Source organism: Arthrobacter sp. AFG20, assembly GCF_002892795.1.
GTDB lineage: Bacteria > Actinomycetota > Actinomycetes > Actinomycetales > Micrococcaceae > Arthrobacter.
The window spans coordinates 47,848-63,586 of the sequence record NZ_PJMC01000019.1 but is presented as its reverse complement, the minus strand read 5'-3'; the positions used below and the strand labels follow the sequence as shown (position 1 = coordinate 63,586).

The window sequence follows — 15,739 nt, the reverse complement described above, 5'->3', positions numbered from 1 at the left end:
TTCCCGGATTTCCAACGGGACATCACGCCCGCCAGGTCAGCCAGCGACGAAAACGGTTCAGCCGCCGAACAGATGCTTGTTCCTCCAAAAGAGCTCGTTGGCGGAAACCAGCAGGCACGCGTGCCGTAACACGCTCCGCCACGACAGGCGGGAATACTAGGTGGATCAAAGGAGGATATTGCATGGGTCCAGAACTGATGTCCCGCCGGGTTGAGCGGCTCTTCAATGGCACCGTGTGGCCGAGGGCCCGGTGTGGGTGCCCTCATCCGAGGCCGTGCGCTGGAGCGACATACCGAACGACCGCATACTCGAGTTCTACCCCGCGACGGGAATGACCCGCGAGTACGCGACGGGAGTCGAGTTCACCAACGGCCGGACCCTGGACGCCGATGGCAGCGTTGTGCAGTGCAGCCACGGACGGCGCCGGGTTGAGCGCGACCGTGAAGGGACTGTAACCGCTCTGGTCGATTCCTTCGGGGGCAGGCGGCTGAACTCGCCCAATGACGTGGTGATCGCCCGAGACGGGACGATCTGGTTCACCGACCCGCCCTACGGGATCCTGCCCGGCACCGCGGAGGGGCACGAGGGCGAGCAGGAGTACGCCGGTTGCTACGTCTTCCGCTACGAGCCGGCGACCGACACCCTCACTGACGTGATTAAGGACTTGATCCACCCGAACGGACTTGCCTTTTCACCCGACGAGTCGGTGCTGTACGTGGCGGACACAGCTGGCCCCAGTCACGGCGTGCCGCTGAGAATTTCCGCCTACGACGTAAACGACGGCGTTTGCACCGCCACCGGTACCTTCATCGAGTTCGACGACGATCACCCGGCCGACAGTCTTCGCGTCGACGCTGAAGGCAGGATCTGGACTTCGGCCGGGCCTTCGGTACAGGTCTACTCCCCGTCCGCCGAACTTCTTGCCACGCTTCCGCTGCCCGAGCGGGTGTCCAACGTGTGCTTCGGCGGCCCCGATGGCCGCGATCTCTTCATAACGGCAACCACCAGCCTCTACCGGATCCATACCAGCACACGGGACGCTGCCCAGAAAACGAACCCAGCAGGCGGATCAGGTCCTGGCGCACCGCATTGACTTGTTGCTCCCGCACCGCCGGTGGCAGTCCGACGCCTCAACTTGAGTACAGGCGTCCGGCGAGACCATGGCGCTGATGCGCGCCGACCAGGCCGGCCCGCTCGCGCACGCCTCCACCATGAGCCTGGGCATCGGCGGCTCCGAGTCCAATGTCGCCTCGGCCTCGAGCGCCTCGGCCTGAACGCCGTCTGGTGCGGGGCGGGTCGGTGCAGACTCCTGGGGCAGCTGGTGGAGCGCGAAATCCGCGCCCAAGGGGTGGACGTCCTTCGACCTTAACTTCCGCGCAACCTCTGGTCCGCCGAGGGTGCCGAAGCGTCTACCGCGACATCATCCCTTTGGCGGACATCGTGTTCGCCGGCGAGGACGAGGCAGCGATCGCCGTCGGCCCAGGTGAACCCGAGAAGCTGGCCCGGAAAATCGCCGCCCTTGGGGCCGGGCCAGGCCGTGATCAAGCTTGGTGCCGACGGCGCCGGTTACCTTGCTGAACTCATGGAAGGCCGAACGCCCAAAGAACGCCTGCGCACCGCCACCGCCACCGGCGCCTTCGCTGCCTGGTCCCCGGCGACTGGGAAGGATTCCCCCGCCGCCACGAACTCGCGCTCCTGGAAGCGAAGGAGCCAGTCAGCCGCTAAAAAGACCCTCACGCCGGAACGGGCGGCCGAGCTGGTGGTTGTGCGGACGACGCGTTCGTGTTTCAGATGGTCCCGGGACGGGCATGCGCGCCCCCCACTTTTTGGTTGGTTCCGCTCCGCATCGTAGCGGCCCAGGTGGCGAGCAGGTTGAGTGCGTCGTGTCCGGGGGTGCCGGGTTCGGCGCTGTAGGCGATGAGGGTGAGGCCTTCATCGCCGGGGAGTTGCATGGCCTGGAAGGTGAGCTCGAAGTCGCCTACGACGGGGTGGTGGAACGGCTTTGAACCGGAGCGGTGGAGGCGGACGTTCTGCGCGGCCCACATGGTCCGGAAGTCTTCGCTTTTGGTGGCGAGCTCGCCGATGAGGTCGGTGAGGTCGCGGTGGTGGGGGTCGCGGGCGGCTTCCTGCCGGAGGATCGCGACGACGTCCTGCGCCGTTGACTCCCAGTCCGTCAGGTGTTCCTGCGAGGTGTTATCGAGGAAGACGAAACGGGCAAAGTTCTGCGGCTGCTCCGGCTCGTCTCCGTTGGGGTGGTACAGCGCCCGCGCCAGGTCATTCATGCCGAGGACATCGAGCCGCCCGTTTTGAACGAAGGCCGGAATGCCGGTCATGCCGTCGAGCAGGTGCTGGATGGCCGGGTTGAGCTTCTGCGGGCCGCGCCGGCGCTGCCGGGGCCGTTTCTGGTTTGCTGCCCGGGCGAGGTCGAAGAGGTAGGTGCGTTCGGCGTCGTCGAGTTTGAGGGCACGGGCGAGGGATTCGAGGATGCTGTCGGATACACCGGTGAGGTTTCCGCGTTCGAGCCGGTTGTAGTAGTCGACGCTCATGCCGGAGAGCATGGCCAGTTCCTCGCGGCGGAGTCCGGGCACGCGCCGCAATCCGCCGTAGACCTGCAGCCCTGCAGCGTCCGGGGTGATCCGGGCGCGCCGTGATTTGAGGAATTCGCGTACTTCGCTGTTGTTGCTCACGGTTTCCACGGTACGCGCGAACAGATGGCCGGTGGGAGGTACTGGCATTACATGGAACACCAGCCACTACCTCGGCAACAGGTGTGACGGTTGACTTGTTGATGAAGGGACGCGAAAGCGCCTCAACTATCCAAGACTTCTACGGAGAATCCCTGAATGACAGACTCACTTGCCGCACACCCCGCGGACGTCACCAGGAGCCGGCGCTGGACCGCGTTGGTCTTCATCTCGATTGCCCAGCTGATGGTGATCTTTGACGCCTCGATCATGAACATCGCACTCCCGCAGGCCCAGCTGGATTTGGCGTTCAGCGACGCCGACCGCCAGTGGGTGATCACCGCTTACAGTCTGGCTTTCGGGGCGCTGCTCCTCCTGGGCGGGCGGGTGTCGGACCAGTGGGGGCGCCGGCGGTCGTTCATCGTTGGGCTCGTTGGTTTCAGTGTCGCTTCGGTGCTGGGCGGTTTCGCCGGGAATATCGAAATGCTGCTGGTCGCCCGGGTCCTGCAGGGCGTGTTCGCCGCTCTCCTCGCCCCGGCTGCCATGTCCTTGCTGTCGGTAACCTTCGCGGACGGTAAGGAGCGTGCCACCGCGTTTGGTGTGTTCAGCGCCGTCGCTGGTGCCGGCGGGGCTATCGGCCTGTTGCTCGGTGGGGTACTGACCGAGTTCGCTTCCTGGCGGTGGACCCTGCTCGTCAACATCGTTTTCGGTGCAGTCGCCGTCGCCGGTGCCCTCATATACGTCCGTGATGCTGGCGCTGAACGACACCGTCAACGCCTTGACGTCCCCGGCACCGTGCTGGCCTCAGTCGGCCTCGCCGCCCTGGTCTTCGGACTCAACCGGGCCGAGACCGAAGGCTGGGGCGCAACAGCCACTAGCACCTCATTCGTGACGGCCGTGGTCCTGCTGGCCGTGTTCGTCGCCGTCGAAAACCGGGCCGCGGCTCCCCTGCTGCCGATGCGCGTCATCCTGGACCGGAACCGGGGTGGCGCCTACCTCAGCGTGTCCCTTGCCATGGCCGGCAACTTCACCCAGTTCCTCTTCCTCACCTACTACATGCAGTCCATCCTCGGCTTCTCCCCACTGCTGACAGGCGTGGCTTTCCTTCCCCTCGTGGCCTGCCTGATTTTCGGCTCCACCCAGCTCGGGACACGACTCATCGGCAGGCTTCCCGTCCGGTGGCTGATCAGCGGCGGCTACCTTGTCGGCGCCACCGGAATGTTCTGGCTGACCCGACTGACCGTCGAGAACGCGTACTGGCAAGTGGTCTTCCCCGCCAGCGTGGTTATGGGCCTGGGCCTTGGAACCGCCTTCATGTGCTCCATGGTCCTTGCCGCGTCCAATGTCGACCCGGCGGACACCGGTGTCGCCTCCGCCATGGTCAATACCTCCCAGCAGATCGGCGGAGCCGTCGGAACCGCACTCATGAGCGCTATCGCCGCCGGCGCCACCGCCGCCTGGCTGGCAACAAACCAAACCGCCGCAACCGCGGCAGCGGATCAGGCCGCTGTTCATGGTTACGTTACTGCCTTCTGGTGGGCTGCCGGTGCCCTCATTCTTGCCGCAGTCACTTCATTCGCGCTCGTCCGTTCCACCGGCCCCTCCGATGCAGTCGTCGATGGATCGTCCACTGATTCCGCGACCGTACTAACCCACTACTAAAAGTGATTTGGCCCGAGGCAGAGTATGGAAAGGATCACCTTGCCGTTCCTTCTCAGAAAGCCGGGCAGCGCCCTGCTGGCCAGCATCTCCCTGGCCGCGGTCCTGGCCGCCTGCACACCAGCCGCCACCTCACCCGGTGCAGAATCCAATGAACCAACCCTGTCCCAGGCAACAACCTCAGAAAGTCCCAGCCCCATGAACGAAGACTCAAGTTCCCCGCCCACGAACTCCGATGAAGCCGCAGTCCTTGAGGTGAACAGGGAGCGGAGCCGGCTGCTCGTGGAGCAGCGCACGGATGAACTCGATGACCTGCTCAGCCCGGACTTCGTCGCCGTACACATCACCGGGTACGAGCAGACCAAAGCCGAGTGGCTGGCCCAGATCAGGTCCGGGCAGATGCGCTATCACGACTTCCAGGAGGTCTCCGCAACCGTCACCATTGACGGTGACTCGGCCGTGGCGATCACCCGGAGCTTGGTGGACGCCACCATCTACGGCTCCCGCGGGGCCTGGCCACTGGAGTCCACCACCACCTACGTCCACGACGGCGGGACATGGAAAGCCCAGCACTCCCGGGCGCGCACGTACTAACCGTCGCACCGGTTCAGCTCATCAGCCCACCACAGACATTCACAACAAGTAGAGGAAACACATCATGGCAGAAGAAGTAGCAGTCATCATCGGCTCGGGCAGCATCGGAGTAGCGATCGGCCGCGTCGCCGGCATCGGCCGGTCCGTCCTGCTCGCCGACTACAACGAAGAGACCATGCACCCTGTCGCTGCCCAGCTGCGCGGCGAAGGCTACGACGTCACCACCCACCAGGTCGACATCTCCGACCACGACGCCGTCATCGCGCTGGCCGCCACAGCCGCGGCCACCGGGGACGTCACCCGGGTGGTCATCGCCGCAGGCGTGTCCCCGGTCCAGGCGAGCACCGAACGGGTCCTGCACGTTGATCTTCTCGGCACCGCCTACGTCCTGGAAGAATTCGGCCGGGTCATCGCCCCGGGCGGTTCCGGCGTCGTTATTTCCAGCATGGCAGGGCACATGGGCGAGGGCTACCCACGCGACGTCGAACACGCGCTCGCCTACACCCCCACCGGGGAACTGCTGGACCTGCCGTTCCTCGCAGCCGACAAGGTCGGCGACTCCGGCGCTGCCTACACGCTGGCCAAACGCGGCAACGCCCTGCGCGTCCAGGCAGCAGCCACCACCTGGGGCGCCCGCGGGGCACGCATCAACTCCCTCAGCCCTGGCATCATCTCCACTCCCCTGGCCCAGGACGAGATGTCCGGCCCCTTCGCCGAAGGCTACCGGAACATGATCCGCACCTCAGCCGCGGGCCGCATGGGCACCCCGGCCGAAGTCGCAAGTATCGCGGCGTTCTTCCTCGGACCGGAAGGTGCCTTCATCACCGGTTCAGACCTGCTCATCGACGGCGGCGTCATCGCAGCAATGCGCGCCGGACAGCTCTAACAAAACGCCCAATAAGAAGGACAAACCCGCTGTGGTTGAACTCATCACCCTGAATAACGGCGTCACCATGCCCTCGGTCGGGCTCGGCGTCTACCAAACACCTCCCGACGAGACCGTCGCGGCCGTGGAGGCCGCCCTCGAAATTGGATACCGCCACATCGATACGGCCGCAGCGTACGCCAACGAACGCGAGGTCGGGGAAGGCCTGCGCCGCTCCGGCGTCCCCCGTAAAGACGTGTTCGTGGAGACGAAGGTCTGGGTCAGCGACTACGGCTTCGACACCACGCTCCACGCCTTCGAAAAAAGCGCCAAGAAGCTCGGCATGGACCAGATCGATCTCCTGATCCTCCACCAGGCCCAGCCCAACACCTTCGACAAAACGATCCAGGCCTACAAGGCGCTGGAGAGACTCCTCGCCGACGGTGCGGTCCGGTCCATCGGCGTCAGCAACTTCAACCCAGTCCGGCTCGAGGCGCTCATGAACGCAACAGACGTCGTGCCGGCGGTGAACCAGATCGAGCTGCACCCATACAACACCCGGCCGGACCTCCAGGCAGCCAACAAGGCCCACGGCATCCTCACGCAGGCCTGGTCACCCATCGGCGGCATCCGGCACTACAGGGGCGACACCACCACACCCCTGACCGACCCCACCATTCAGGCCATCGCCGACGGTTACGGCAAGACCACCGCTCAGGTCATGATCCGCTGGCACATCCAGCAGGGCCGCTCCGCCATCCCCAAGTCGGTGCGCCGGGACCGGATCGCAGAGAACTTCAACGTGTTCGACTTCGAACTCACCGCCGACGAACTGGCACGCATCGACGGCCTCCACATCGGAGACACCATGGATCCCGACCAGATCGACTTCGACAGCTTCGGCCTCACCATCCCCGAAGCCTGACAGGCACGAGAAAGGACCAGTGCACTACGGCAAACTCGCTCGGAGCCCGGCGCCTCCAAATGCTCCTCTTCGATATCGCCAACGGCCCGTCAGGGGCGGTCACCACTGTCAGCCCAAAACTCATCGTCCGCTCCTCCACAGGCCAGCTGCCCCAAAGATCAGGTGCCTGATATCGTGGCGGTGACCCCATCTTTCATCCCTTCAGCGCGACCGATGGTGGGCGCGCCGCCCCGTTTCGCCGTCCACGAAGCGGACCTGTCACTCCGCCCTGCCCTCATCATGCGTGGTGGCCGGTGAAACGGCCGGTGAGAGCTTCGACCAGCGCCGCGGATTCGCGGCCCATCGAGGTCTCGCGCCCCGGGTTATTCCGTGCAGCTTTAGCATTGACCAGTGCACATTCAGCGACTCCGAAGGCAGGAAGTAGAACGTCAAAGCTCAAGAAATTCCTTTCATTCGACGGTCAGCGTTCCGCGCATGTCCGGGTGGAAGAAGCAGTGGAAAGGATAGCTGCCGGGTTTGGACGGGGCAGTGAACGTGGCTGTCCCGCCGCTGCCCGTGACGTTTACGTCGAACGCCGATCCTTCGTCGGCTGTCACGGAGTGTGCGTCGGTATCCATGTTTGCCACCGTTACCGTCGCGCCTGAAGACACGGCCGTGGGCGTTTGGTAGGAGAAGTCCCTGATAGTGATCGCTGTAGCGGGGGCCGCCGGGCGGGCCGTCTCCGAGGGGGTCCGGCTATCGACCCCGCATCCCGCCATTCCGGACAGTATCGCCACCAGTGTCAGGGCGCCCACCGCCTTAGCTGATTTCATCAGCCACCGTCCTCAACTGCGCGCATGTGTGTGTCCATTGTGCACCCGGACCAGTGCAAAAGCACTCCGGCTAACCCTCGAATGCCCCGCGCACTCCGGGGAACATCCAGGTGGATCGTGATCGTCAATGAATTCCACCTCCCGTCCTTATTGCAGGGCAGCGGCGGGAACCTTGGCCATCGAGCTACTGGACGACGGCTCCGGGACCAGTCGGAATGGTGAGCCCGCAAGCCGCACGATTCTCGTATCGAACACGTCTTGAAATTCTTCGTTACCGAGAACTCAGCCGGGAGCTCGTTGGTCCACGCCGTTGGGTCCGACCGTGAGGCCGTCGAGGACTTTCCGCAGTCCCCACGTGTATTGCGCGGTGGATATGTAGCCGGCCATGGTCACTGCTGCGGCCGCGGACAGCGGATGGGTTTCGGTCGGGATGGCGGAAAAGCCGGCCTGGCGTTCGGCAATCCGTTCTGCTTCCGGGGGCAACCGGTGTGTTTCTCCGGACTCCGCGACTTCCAGGGCTATCGAGCCGAAGACGTAGACGACCAGCAGATAGGCTGCCCTGGCAGCCTCCGCCGGTGTGAAACCGGTATCCACGAGAATCCCCAGAAGCCGCTCGTTAAGGGCGAGTGCATGCGGGCCGTTCATGGGGCCGCCAATCATCAGGTTGACCGCGCCTGGATGCGCGGTCAGGCGTTCCCGCAGCTCCAAGGCGAGAGCTTCAATTCTTTGGCGCCAGGGTACGTCGCGGTCCGCGAAGACCGCATGGTCGACCAGTCCGAGCAGGTGCTCAACAACCGCCTGGACCACCGCCGCTTTGTCCGGAAAGTATGTGTAGACCGCGTTCGGAGCCACGCCGACCCGCGCAGCGATGCCCCGGATGGACGCCGCCTTCATGCCGCCCTCATCCAGAAGGTCCAGGGTGGCCTCCAGGATCTCCTCCTCCGTGAGGGTGCGGCGGGGCCCGGGCTTGGACTTCCGGGCTACTTGCGGCATTGCAGCGGATCCTCTCTTGACAATCTTTTGTACATCGTACAGTATTTGTACACCGTACAACATTCTCTGGAAGACGGACCCATGACATCCACTTACCCGAACAGGAACCTCCTACGGGTTACCGGCGGATTGTTCGTCCTGAGCTCCCTGGCGTTCGCCGCGGCAGCCACCACCCTTTCGGCAACGTTTGACTGGCCCGACATCCTGCGGGAACCCGCGAGCGTTGTGCTGCCCGCCTTCGCGGCCGGCGGACCCGGGTTGGTCTGGACGTGGTTTGCAACGGCCTGGACCTACGGGCTCCTGGCCGTACCGGTCCTGTTGCTGCCCGCAGCGCTCGGCCTCGGCGATCATCCAGTCATGCGGGTCGCCACTAATGTAGGTGCCGCTTCGGTGCTCCTGTCCCTGATCGGGTTCCTGCGCTGGGTGTTCGTCGTTCCGCCCCTCGCCGGCTCCTACGCCACCGGAGATGCACCAACACGGGCGGCAGTTGACGCCGCCTGGACCGCGCAACACCAGTTCGGCGGGGCGCTGCTGGGAGAACACCTGGGCCAGTTGCTCGTCATCGCGTGGTCAATCACACTCAGTGTGATCATCCTGCGCAGCAGGATTCTCCCGCGCTGGCTCGGCATCGCCGGGCTCCTCGTCAGCATCGTCTACCTGCTGAACCAGGGCGACATCCTCGCCACGGCAGTCCCCGGATTCCCCGTCTGGGACCTGGCCGGCCTCCTCGGCAGCACCGGCTGGGGACTGTGGGTGGCCGCACTGGGCGTTTGCATCCTGATCCGCTCCGCACGCCGCAGCAGCCCCACCGCCACCACCCCCGCTACTCCCTCCCCCTCAGCACCCACAGCACCCCGGCAGCCAACAACCGGCAAAAGGAATGGATCTCCGCGACTGCCATCGGCATGACCGAAGGACTATTCCTCAGCGCCGCTGCCGTCAATTACCGCACTTCCCTCGCCGATCTTGCCCTCATGGGAGCCATAAATGGGCTCATCCTCGGTTCCGCCCAAGCCCTGGCCCTGCCCCGTCGGACGAACCTTGCTGGATCTCGGCCGCCGCCATGCCAGCCTTATGGGCCCTGGGCTGGATCATCACCACCCTCTTCATGATCCAGGTCGGCCAGCAATTCATCGTCTTCGGCGCCAGCGGAGCACTCGTCGTCACAGCAATCGCCGGACTCCTGCTCCAAATCCTCATTCCCGTCCGATCGACGACGGAGCGGTGCCCCGGACGGCCGACCGCAGCGGCCGAGGCATGAGCACGGGACTGCACGTCATCTTCGGCACCGGGGCAATCGGTCTCGCCACGTTCGACGCCCTCCGGCACCGCGGCCAGACCATCCGACTCGTGAAGCAACAGGACGTGCAGGCGTCCCCGATGGTTCCCCGCCCTGCAGTCTGGCATTCTCGCCGCCGCAGAAAGCACGGCGCCCGTCTGGCCAGCATGGAAAACGTCTACATGTATGGACCCCGACGGACGCCCGCTAACGGAAACCCGCGCCTACAACCCCACACGAAAAAAGGCCAACTCTGGGCCAGGATGTCCCAAGAACTCCTCGCGGCCCACCGCGCCGGCCGCGTCCAAGTCGCCATCGGACGCGTCTGCGACTACTTCGGCCCCCGCGGTGGCACACAATCCAACCTCGGCGACCGGGTCTTCCCGGCAGCCCTGGCCGGAAAACCCGCCAGCGTGCTCGGCAACCCGGACCAGCTCCACACGTACCGTTAGCGTCCCCTATCGCTCGTCGGCCGATCAAGAAGGATTAGGACCAACGGCGGCCGGCACTGCGCACCGCCGCTTCTTGCGTGCCCGCTGGGAGGCTGAAGGGTTCTCGAGCTGACCAAATCCCGGCGAGAACATGAGGGCACCAACCGGCGAGCCAAACCATGACAACTGCAACCATTTCCCGCTTCCGTATCAATCCCCGGACCCGATGGCTCGTGCCCGCCGCCCTGATCTCGTTTGCTTCCATCGAGCACGCCCCCGTCACCCTGGACAGGAACGGCAACATCACCATGCGGATCTATCTGGACCGCTCATCAGTGGAAGTGTTCGCCCAGAACGGCTTGAGGACCATCACCGACCAGGTGTTCCCCAACGCTGGCGCAGACAAGATGGCCCAGTTCGCTGACGGCGGGACAGCCCAGCTGAAGTCGCTGACCGTGACACCGCTGCAGACGTCGATGTTCCTGCCCAAGAAGTAGTAAACCCCCGGCGGGCGCAACAAATCGGATTCGGCGTCAAAGGCGGGTCAGCTCCCCGTTGCCGACCCGCTCGGTCGTAGACCAGCGACACTGCCCCCTTCGGGAAGGTGCGCGCCGGCTCGGCGAGGCGGAAGGAGGCGGTAGTACGGTTCCGGCGTCGAAGATCCGCTTGCCCTGCCCGAGGGTGACCGGATTTCTCACCCGGACGGCGTCTACCAGGCGCCGGGCGGCAGCGAAGAAGATACCGCGGACGGATTTTCCTTCGGTGGCTGGTAGGCGCCGGTGTCCGATGACGAGGCCGGCGCTGCCATCGGCGAGGAGATTGGCCGCATCGGCGCCCTGCTCCTCGACCCGTAAGACCTACTACATTTTCACGGCCTACTGGCCGCACCAGTCCGACGGGATCGCCGGCACGCTTAACCGGGCGCCCAAGTTCGTCGTCTCCAATTCACTGGTGGCTCCGGCGTGGGCGGGCACCAAGGTGCTGCCAAACAGGTTGGCGATGATGATTCCCACGCGCCCATTCTGGAACAGGGCCTAATCGCGGTCCATAGCCAGCGGCCGTGACAAACTGGTGTCATGCTGCTCGACGTGCTCGTGAGGACCTTGGAAGCCGTCGCGGCCACCCGCTCCCGGCTCGCCAAGGTCAACGTACTTGCAGACCTGCTGCTCCGGCTCGACCCCGCGGACATCCCGACGGCGGTGGGTCTGCTCACCGCCAAGCCTCGCCAGGGCCGAGTCGGGATCGGCTGGAGCGGCATGAGGGCGGCCGGGGGCGAGCCCGCTCCTGAGCCGAATCTCACTATTGCCCACCTCGATGCTGCGTTGGACAGGCTGCAGGCAGCCGCAGGCGCTGGCTCGACCGTGGAACGCGCCGCCACCCTTCGGACTCTGATGGCGGAAGCCACCGAACGAGAGCAGGCCTTCATCGCCGGCGTGCTGCTCGGAGAACTTCGTACCGGTGCACTCGAAGGCGTACTGACGGATGCGGTCGCCCGCGCCGCCGGCCGGCAGGTCGAGGCCGTACGCCGCGCAGCGATGCTCTCCGGCGATCTCGGCTGGGCCGCCCTGCTGGCGATCACGGGCACCGCGGCCCAGCTTGACGCTGTCGGCCTCGTCGTCGGGCGTCCCGTGCAGCCCATGCTCGCCGCAACCGCGGCCAGTGCGAGCGAGGCGCTGGAGGCGACGGGGGAAGCGTCGGTGGAATACAAGCTCGACGGCGCACGCATCCAGGTTCACCGTGCCGGCGACGAGGTGCGCATCTACACCCGCACCCTGGCCGAAGTGACCCATCGGCTGCCTGAGGTGGTGGAGGTGGTGCGCGGACTGCCCGTGCGCGATGTGATCCTGGACGGCGAGACTCTAGCCCTAGACGAGGACGGCGGCCCCCGGCCGTTCCAGGAGACCATGTCACGGTTCGGGGCGAACGCGGCGCGCACCACACTGCTGCATCCGTGGTTTTTCGACGTGCTGCACATCGACGGGCGCGACCTGCTCGACGAGCCGCTGTCCACGCGCATCGGCGTGCTCGAGCGCATCGCCCCCGGTCACCGCATCCCGGGGAAAATCACTGCGGATGCGGCTGTTGCCGAGAGCGTGTCGCGCGATGCGCTGGCCGCCGGCCATGAGGGTGTGGTCGTGAAGGCGGTGGGCTCGGCCTACGCCGCCGGGCGGCGGGGTTCGAACTGGATCAAGGTGAAGCCGGTGCTCACCTACGACCTGGTGGTGCTCGCCTGCGAATGGGGGTCAGGACGGCGCACTGGGCTGCTGTCGAACCTGCACCTCGGAGCCCTGGACCCTGTTGGCGAGTTCGGCGAACCCGGCGGCTACGTGATGGTGGGCAAGACTTTCAAGGGCCTCACCGATGCGCTGCTGCAATGGCAGACTGAAAGGTTCCAGGAGTTGGAGGTGCGGCGTACGGCGGGTACGGTGTGGACCGAGCCGGTCACCGTGGTCGAGATTGCCATCGACGGCGTCCAGCACTCTCCCCGCTATCCGGGTGGAATCGCGCTTCGGTTCGCACGCGTCAAGCGCTACCGTGACGACAAGACGGCCGCGGAGGCCGACACCATCCAGACGTTGCGCGCTCTGCTCCATACCCCAGGGGGCAGTAAGGTATCGCCCGCGCCGGCGGAACCAGATTCGGGAAGAGACGCGCCACTCCCGTAAAAGCGACGGTTTAGCGTTTTCCGTGCAGGCGCGCGCACGAGCTTCAGATCCCAGCAGCGGCGAAGGTCCTGGAGAGCCGACGATCGCCACGTGCCGAGCACTCCGGGCCCTGGCTGAGGATCCTTAATTAGGATATTGCTTCGATGGAGGGAAGCCGGACGAACCGAGCCGGCGTGGTTCCGCCGGTCCGAACCTGACAACCTCCTCAACGAGAAACCGCCAACCGAGAGCCCCGGCCCGAATCGGAAGGGGCATGGAACCGCGCCCTGCCGGCTTCCGCGGAGAACCTTCATAGCGTTCTGATTGCACCGGCTAGGCCTGTCGCAGCTAGGCAGGGACGTGTTCGTCGGCGATGTGCTCCGCTACGCCCCACGGGGCTGACGAGACCCGTTGCGTTGCCGCTTCCGAAGTGGAGCAGATGGACCTGACGTACTGTCAGGTGGCCTTCGTTGCCGACGCTTCATATGTTCAGCCAGCCGACTGGCACTCTCACCCAAGTTCTCGTGGAGCCAAGAGCTTCACGCGTTCAATACCTGGGAATCGAGTACTACAGTGGATGCATGGCTGCCAGCCGCCATCCGCTCGACGACCTGCGCGAAACCATCGGCCATCTGGCCGATCAGCTCAAGCTGCCCAGTTCGGAGCGCGTCGACGACCTGGTCAGCGATCTCATCGGTGCGAGGCCCGGGCCAGCCCGGCCGCTGTCCGAGGTGCAGGCCGAGCTCGACGCGCTGGTCGGACTGGAGACCGTGAAGGAACAGGTGCGGGCCCTCGTCGCACTGCTTCAGGTCCAGGCCCGCCGTAAGGCGCACGGCCTGCCGGAGGTGGCCACATCACAGCATCTGGTGTTCCTCGGAAACCCGGGCACGGGCAAGACCACCGTGGCGCGGCTCCTGGCCGAGATGTACCGCGCGGTCGGTCTGCTGCAGAAAGGCCACCTGGTCGAGGTCGACCGTTCGGGCCTGGTGGGGCAGTACGTCGGAGCGACCGCGATCAAGACGGACCGGGTGATCCGGCGTGCGCTGGACGGCGTCCTGTTCATCGACGAGGCCTACGCGCTGGCACCGGAGGACGGCCGGATGGACTTCGGCCCCGAGGCGATCGAGGTCCTGCTCAAGCGGATGGAGGACCACCGCCACCGCCTGGTCGTGATCGTGGCCGGGTACCCCCGGCTGATGGAGTCCTTCTTGCTCTCGAACCCCGGACTGCGCTCCCGGTTCGCCCGCGAGATCACGTTCCCCGACTACTCCGTCGACGCACTCCAGACGATCTTCCACCAGATGCTGGCCCAGCACGAGTACACGCTGGAGCCGGGTGCGGACCAGATGCTGCGCCGTATTTTCACCGGGCTCCACGCGGGCGAGGACTCCGGCAACGCCCGGTTCGCCCGCACGCTGTTCGAGCAGGCGCTCAACCGCCAGGCGTTGCGACTGTCGCGCGACGAGGAACAAAGTCTCGACGCGCTCGATCGTGAGGCCGTGATGACGCTCACCGCGGACGACATCGTCGAGGCCGCGCTGGCCTTGGGCGAGGAGCCGGAGCCGGAACCGACGCCGACGTCGGAACCGGTGCAGTCACGTTGGTGGCGCTGGCTGGTCTGACCGGATCCGCGGCGGCTGTCAGGCGAATGCGCGTACCGCCTCCGAGCAGGAATAAGCACAACTATTGCCCTGTGGTGCAACCGGAGGACAGCTTTCCTAACCACCCAGAGCTTGCTCGCTACGGCCCTGGACCCCCAATCAGTCGCAAACAGCGCCACCGCGGCTTCGCGCTGCTCCTCAAACGACGAACTGCCCTGAACGTAAACTGCTCCCCGTAAGTTAGAACTGAATTTTCAGTCCAACTTTCGGGGAGCTGTTCACCCGATCCGCAAGCGTCGCTGAAGACCACGATCACCGAGATTTTCAACGACAGCCAGGCCCGGTACGGGCACCGGCGCATCCATACAGAGCTGCTCAAGAAAGGGTGGACGGTCGCGAAGAAGACCGTACTGAAGCTGATGCGTGTGCTGGGGCTGGTCTGCAAGGTCCGGCGGAGGAAGCGCTATAACTCCTACCAGCGTGAGCAGGGCAGGATCGCCCCGAACCTGCTGAACCGGGAGTTCGACGCCACCGCCCCGAACCAGAAGTGGGTCACCGACGTGACCGAGTTCAGCGTCGGGGGCCGGAAGCTTTACCTCTCCCCGGTCATGGACCTCTTCGACCGGCAGATCATCTCCTACGCCATCGGCTCGTCCCCGAACCTGGAACTGACGAACGCGTCGCTGCGCGAGGCCTTGGCGCTGCTCCAGGACGGGCAGAAACCGCTGGTGCACTCTGACCAGGGCGTCCAGTACCAGCACATCTCCTGGCGCACTCTCCTCAAGGACGCAGATGCGGTCCAGTCAATGTCCCGCAAGGGCAACTGCTACGACAACGCGGTGATGGAGAACTTCTTCGGCCACCTCAAGGAAGAAGTCTTCCACCACGTCCGGTTCCTCAGCACCGGCGCACTGGCAACAGCACTGCACGAGTACATCCGCTGGTACAACAACGAAAGAATCTCGACGAAGCTCAAGGGCCTGAGCCCGATACAATACCGAAGCCAGGCCCTCGCGGCGTAGGCCTTACTAACCCAGTCCAACTATCGGGGACCAGTTCACAATGACGCTGGCAAGCCCTCGCGTGGCTGCCGGGTCCCCTGCATATGGAACACCCGTCCGACTCCGAAGACTGCACTAAAAAAGGAGGCCGACGACGACACGCAGTGTCGCCGTCGGCCTCCTTTCTACGCCGCACGGTGCCATCCACCACAGACGCTGGGGATTTAGGCGGGACTGTAAGAAAAACGGT

17 protein-coding genes are annotated in these 15,739 nt (G+C 65.1%); 12 read left to right on the top strand and 5 right to left on the bottom strand.

The window, feature by feature from the left end; translation table 11 throughout:
- The first annotated feature begins 235 nt into the window (after positions 1-235).
- On the top strand, positions 236-1,093 hold the full coding sequence (locus tag CXZ05_RS18905; RefSeq protein ID WP_258006641.1) for an SMP-30/gluconolactonase/LRE family protein: 858 nt from the start codon (positions 236-238) through the stop codon (positions 1,091-1,093).
- 694 nt (positions 1,094-1,787) lie between these two features.
- Here the strand turns inward: CXZ05_RS18905 and CXZ05_RS18895 are convergent.
- Positions 1,788-2,687 carry a helix-turn-helix transcriptional regulator gene (locus tag CXZ05_RS18895; RefSeq protein WP_102974051.1) on the bottom strand — a complete coding sequence of 300 codons (900 nt, stop codon included), beginning with the start codon at positions 2,685-2,687 and terminating at the stop codon, positions 1,788-1,790.
- A gap of 156 nt (positions 2,688-2,843) precedes the next feature.
- Here CXZ05_RS18895 and CXZ05_RS18890 point away from each other — a divergent pair, with 156 nt between their 5' ends.
- The 4 genes from CXZ05_RS18890 (at position 2,844) to CXZ05_RS18875 (ending at position 6,727) form a co-directional block, all read left to right on the top strand.
- Positions 2,844-4,346: an MFS transporter gene (locus tag CXZ05_RS18890; RefSeq protein ID WP_102974050.1), complete on the top strand. Its 1,503-nt coding sequence runs from the start codon at positions 2,844-2,846 to the stop codon at positions 4,344-4,346.
- Positions 4,347-4,385: 39 nt separating this feature from the next.
- Entirely contained in the window at positions 4,386-4,937 is a 552-nt protein-coding gene (locus CXZ05_RS18885) for a nuclear transport factor 2 family protein (RefSeq protein ID WP_180987460.1), read from the top strand.
- Positions 4,938-5,001: 64 nt separating this feature from the next.
- Entirely contained in the window at positions 5,002-5,823 is an 822-nt protein-coding gene (locus CXZ05_RS18880) for an SDR family oxidoreductase (RefSeq protein ID WP_102974048.1), read from the top strand.
- 67 nt (positions 5,824-5,890) lie between these two features.
- The gene (locus CXZ05_RS18875) at positions 5,891-6,727 is read left to right on the top strand and encodes an aldo/keto reductase (protein WP_102974088.1); all 837 of its coding nucleotides are present in this window, start codon (positions 5,891-5,893) and stop codon (positions 6,725-6,727) included.
- Between the two features lie 277 nt (positions 6,728-7,004).
- Here CXZ05_RS18875 and CXZ05_RS23175 read toward each other — a convergent pair whose 3' ends face one another.
- The 3 genes from CXZ05_RS23175 to CXZ05_RS18865 form a co-directional block, all read right to left on the bottom strand.
- Positions 7,005-7,166 carry a hypothetical protein gene (locus tag CXZ05_RS23175; protein ID WP_180987459.1) on the bottom strand — a complete coding sequence of 54 codons (162 nt, stop codon included), beginning with the start codon at positions 7,164-7,166 and terminating at the stop codon, positions 7,005-7,007.
- 10 nt (positions 7,167-7,176) lie between these two features.
- Positions 7,177-7,539, bottom strand: a complete 363-nt coding sequence (locus CXZ05_RS18870; RefSeq protein ID WP_102974047.1) for a cupredoxin domain-containing protein — start codon at positions 7,537-7,539, stop codon at positions 7,177-7,179.
- A 282-nt stretch (positions 7,540-7,821) separates the two neighbouring features.
- The gene (locus tag CXZ05_RS18865; RefSeq protein WP_102974046.1) at positions 7,822-8,532 is read right to left on the bottom strand and encodes a TetR/AcrR family transcriptional regulator; all 711 of its coding nucleotides are present in this window, start codon (positions 8,530-8,532) and stop codon (positions 7,822-7,824) included.
- Between the two features lie 81 nt (positions 8,533-8,613).
- Between CXZ05_RS18865 and CXZ05_RS18860 the strand changes: the two genes are divergently transcribed.
- The 4 genes from CXZ05_RS18860 (at position 8,614) to CXZ05_RS18845 (ending at position 10,739) form a co-directional block, all read left to right on the top strand.
- Entirely contained in the window at positions 8,614-9,441 is an 828-nt protein-coding gene (locus CXZ05_RS18860; RefSeq protein ID WP_102974045.1) for a DUF4386 domain-containing protein, read from the top strand.
- A 154-nt stretch (positions 9,442-9,595) separates the two neighbouring features.
- Positions 9,596-9,793, top strand: a complete 198-nt coding sequence (locus CXZ05_RS18855; RefSeq protein WP_102974044.1) for a hypothetical protein — start codon at positions 9,596-9,598, stop codon at positions 9,791-9,793.
- The gene (locus CXZ05_RS18850) at positions 9,790-10,263 is read left to right on the top strand and encodes a hypothetical protein (RefSeq protein WP_146033119.1); all 474 of its coding nucleotides are present in this window, start codon (positions 9,790-9,792) and stop codon (positions 10,261-10,263) included. Before CXZ05_RS18855 ends, CXZ05_RS18850 begins: the two co-directional genes overlap by 4 nt.
- Positions 10,264-10,421: 158 nt before the next feature.
- Positions 10,422-10,739, top strand: coding sequence for a GH32 C-terminal domain-containing protein (locus CXZ05_RS18845; RefSeq protein WP_258006640.1), 318 nt, complete (start codon positions 10,422-10,424; stop codon positions 10,737-10,739).
- Positions 10,740-11,117: 378 nt separating this feature from the next.
- On the opposite strand, the gene CXZ05_RS23610 is transcribed toward CXZ05_RS18845, so the two are convergent.
- Entirely contained in the window at positions 11,118-11,255 is a 138-nt protein-coding gene (locus CXZ05_RS23610) for a hypothetical protein (protein WP_180987458.1), read from the bottom strand.
- A gap of 63 nt (positions 11,256-11,318) precedes the next feature.
- Between CXZ05_RS23610 and CXZ05_RS18830 the strand changes: the two genes are divergently transcribed.
- From CXZ05_RS18830 to CXZ05_RS18820, 3 genes are all read left to right on the top strand, one after another.
- Positions 11,319-12,908, top strand: a complete 1,590-nt coding sequence (locus CXZ05_RS18830; RefSeq protein ID WP_102974042.1) for an ATP-dependent DNA ligase — start codon at positions 11,319-11,321, stop codon at positions 12,906-12,908.
- A 560-nt stretch (positions 12,909-13,468) separates the two neighbouring features.
- A complete protein-coding gene (locus tag CXZ05_RS18825; RefSeq protein WP_102974041.1) occupies positions 13,469-14,509 on the top strand; it encodes an AAA family ATPase in 1,041 nt (346 codons plus the stop codon).
- Positions 14,510-14,787: 278 nt separating this feature from the next.
- Positions 14,788-15,510 (top strand): IS3 family transposase, encoded by a 723-nt coding sequence (locus tag CXZ05_RS18820; RefSeq protein WP_146033118.1) that lies wholly within the window; start codon positions 14,788-14,790, stop codon positions 15,508-15,510.
- Positions 15,511-15,739 lie beyond the last annotated feature (229 nt).

Coding starts and splice junctions, on each gene's coding strand:
- CXZ05_RS18890 (WP_102974050.1), top strand. CDS start 2,844: ATGACAGACTCACTTGCCGCACACCCCGCGGACGTCACCAGGAGCCGG.
- CXZ05_RS18880 (WP_102974048.1), top strand. CDS start 5,002: ATGGCAGAAGAAGTAGCAGTCATCATCGGCTCGGGCAGCATCGGAGTA.
- CXZ05_RS18875 (WP_102974088.1), top strand. CDS start 5,891: ATGCCCTCGGTCGGGCTCGGCGTCTACCAAACACCTCCCGACGAGACC.
- CXZ05_RS18870 (WP_102974047.1), bottom strand. CDS start 7,539: ATGAAATCAGCTAAGGCGGTGGGCGCCCTGACACTGGTGGCGATACTG.
- CXZ05_RS18865 (WP_102974046.1), bottom strand. CDS start 8,532: ATGCCGCAAGTAGCCCGGAAGTCCAAGCCCGGGCCCCGCCGCACCCTC.
- CXZ05_RS18860 (WP_102974045.1), top strand. CDS start 8,614: ATGACATCCACTTACCCGAACAGGAACCTCCTACGGGTTACCGGCGGA.
- CXZ05_RS18855 (WP_102974044.1), top strand. CDS start 9,596: ATGCCAGCCTTATGGGCCCTGGGCTGGATCATCACCACCCTCTTCATG.
- CXZ05_RS18850 (WP_146033119.1), top strand. CDS start 9,790: ATGAGCACGGGACTGCACGTCATCTTCGGCACCGGGGCAATCGGTCTC.
- CXZ05_RS18845 (WP_258006640.1), top strand. CDS start 10,422: ATGACAACTGCAACCATTTCCCGCTTCCGTATCAATCCCCGGACCCGA.
- CXZ05_RS18830 (WP_102974042.1), top strand. CDS start 11,319: ATGCTGCTCGACGTGCTCGTGAGGACCTTGGAAGCCGTCGCGGCCACC.
- CXZ05_RS18825 (WP_102974041.1), top strand. CDS start 13,469: ATGGCTGCCAGCCGCCATCCGCTCGACGACCTGCGCGAAACCATCGGC.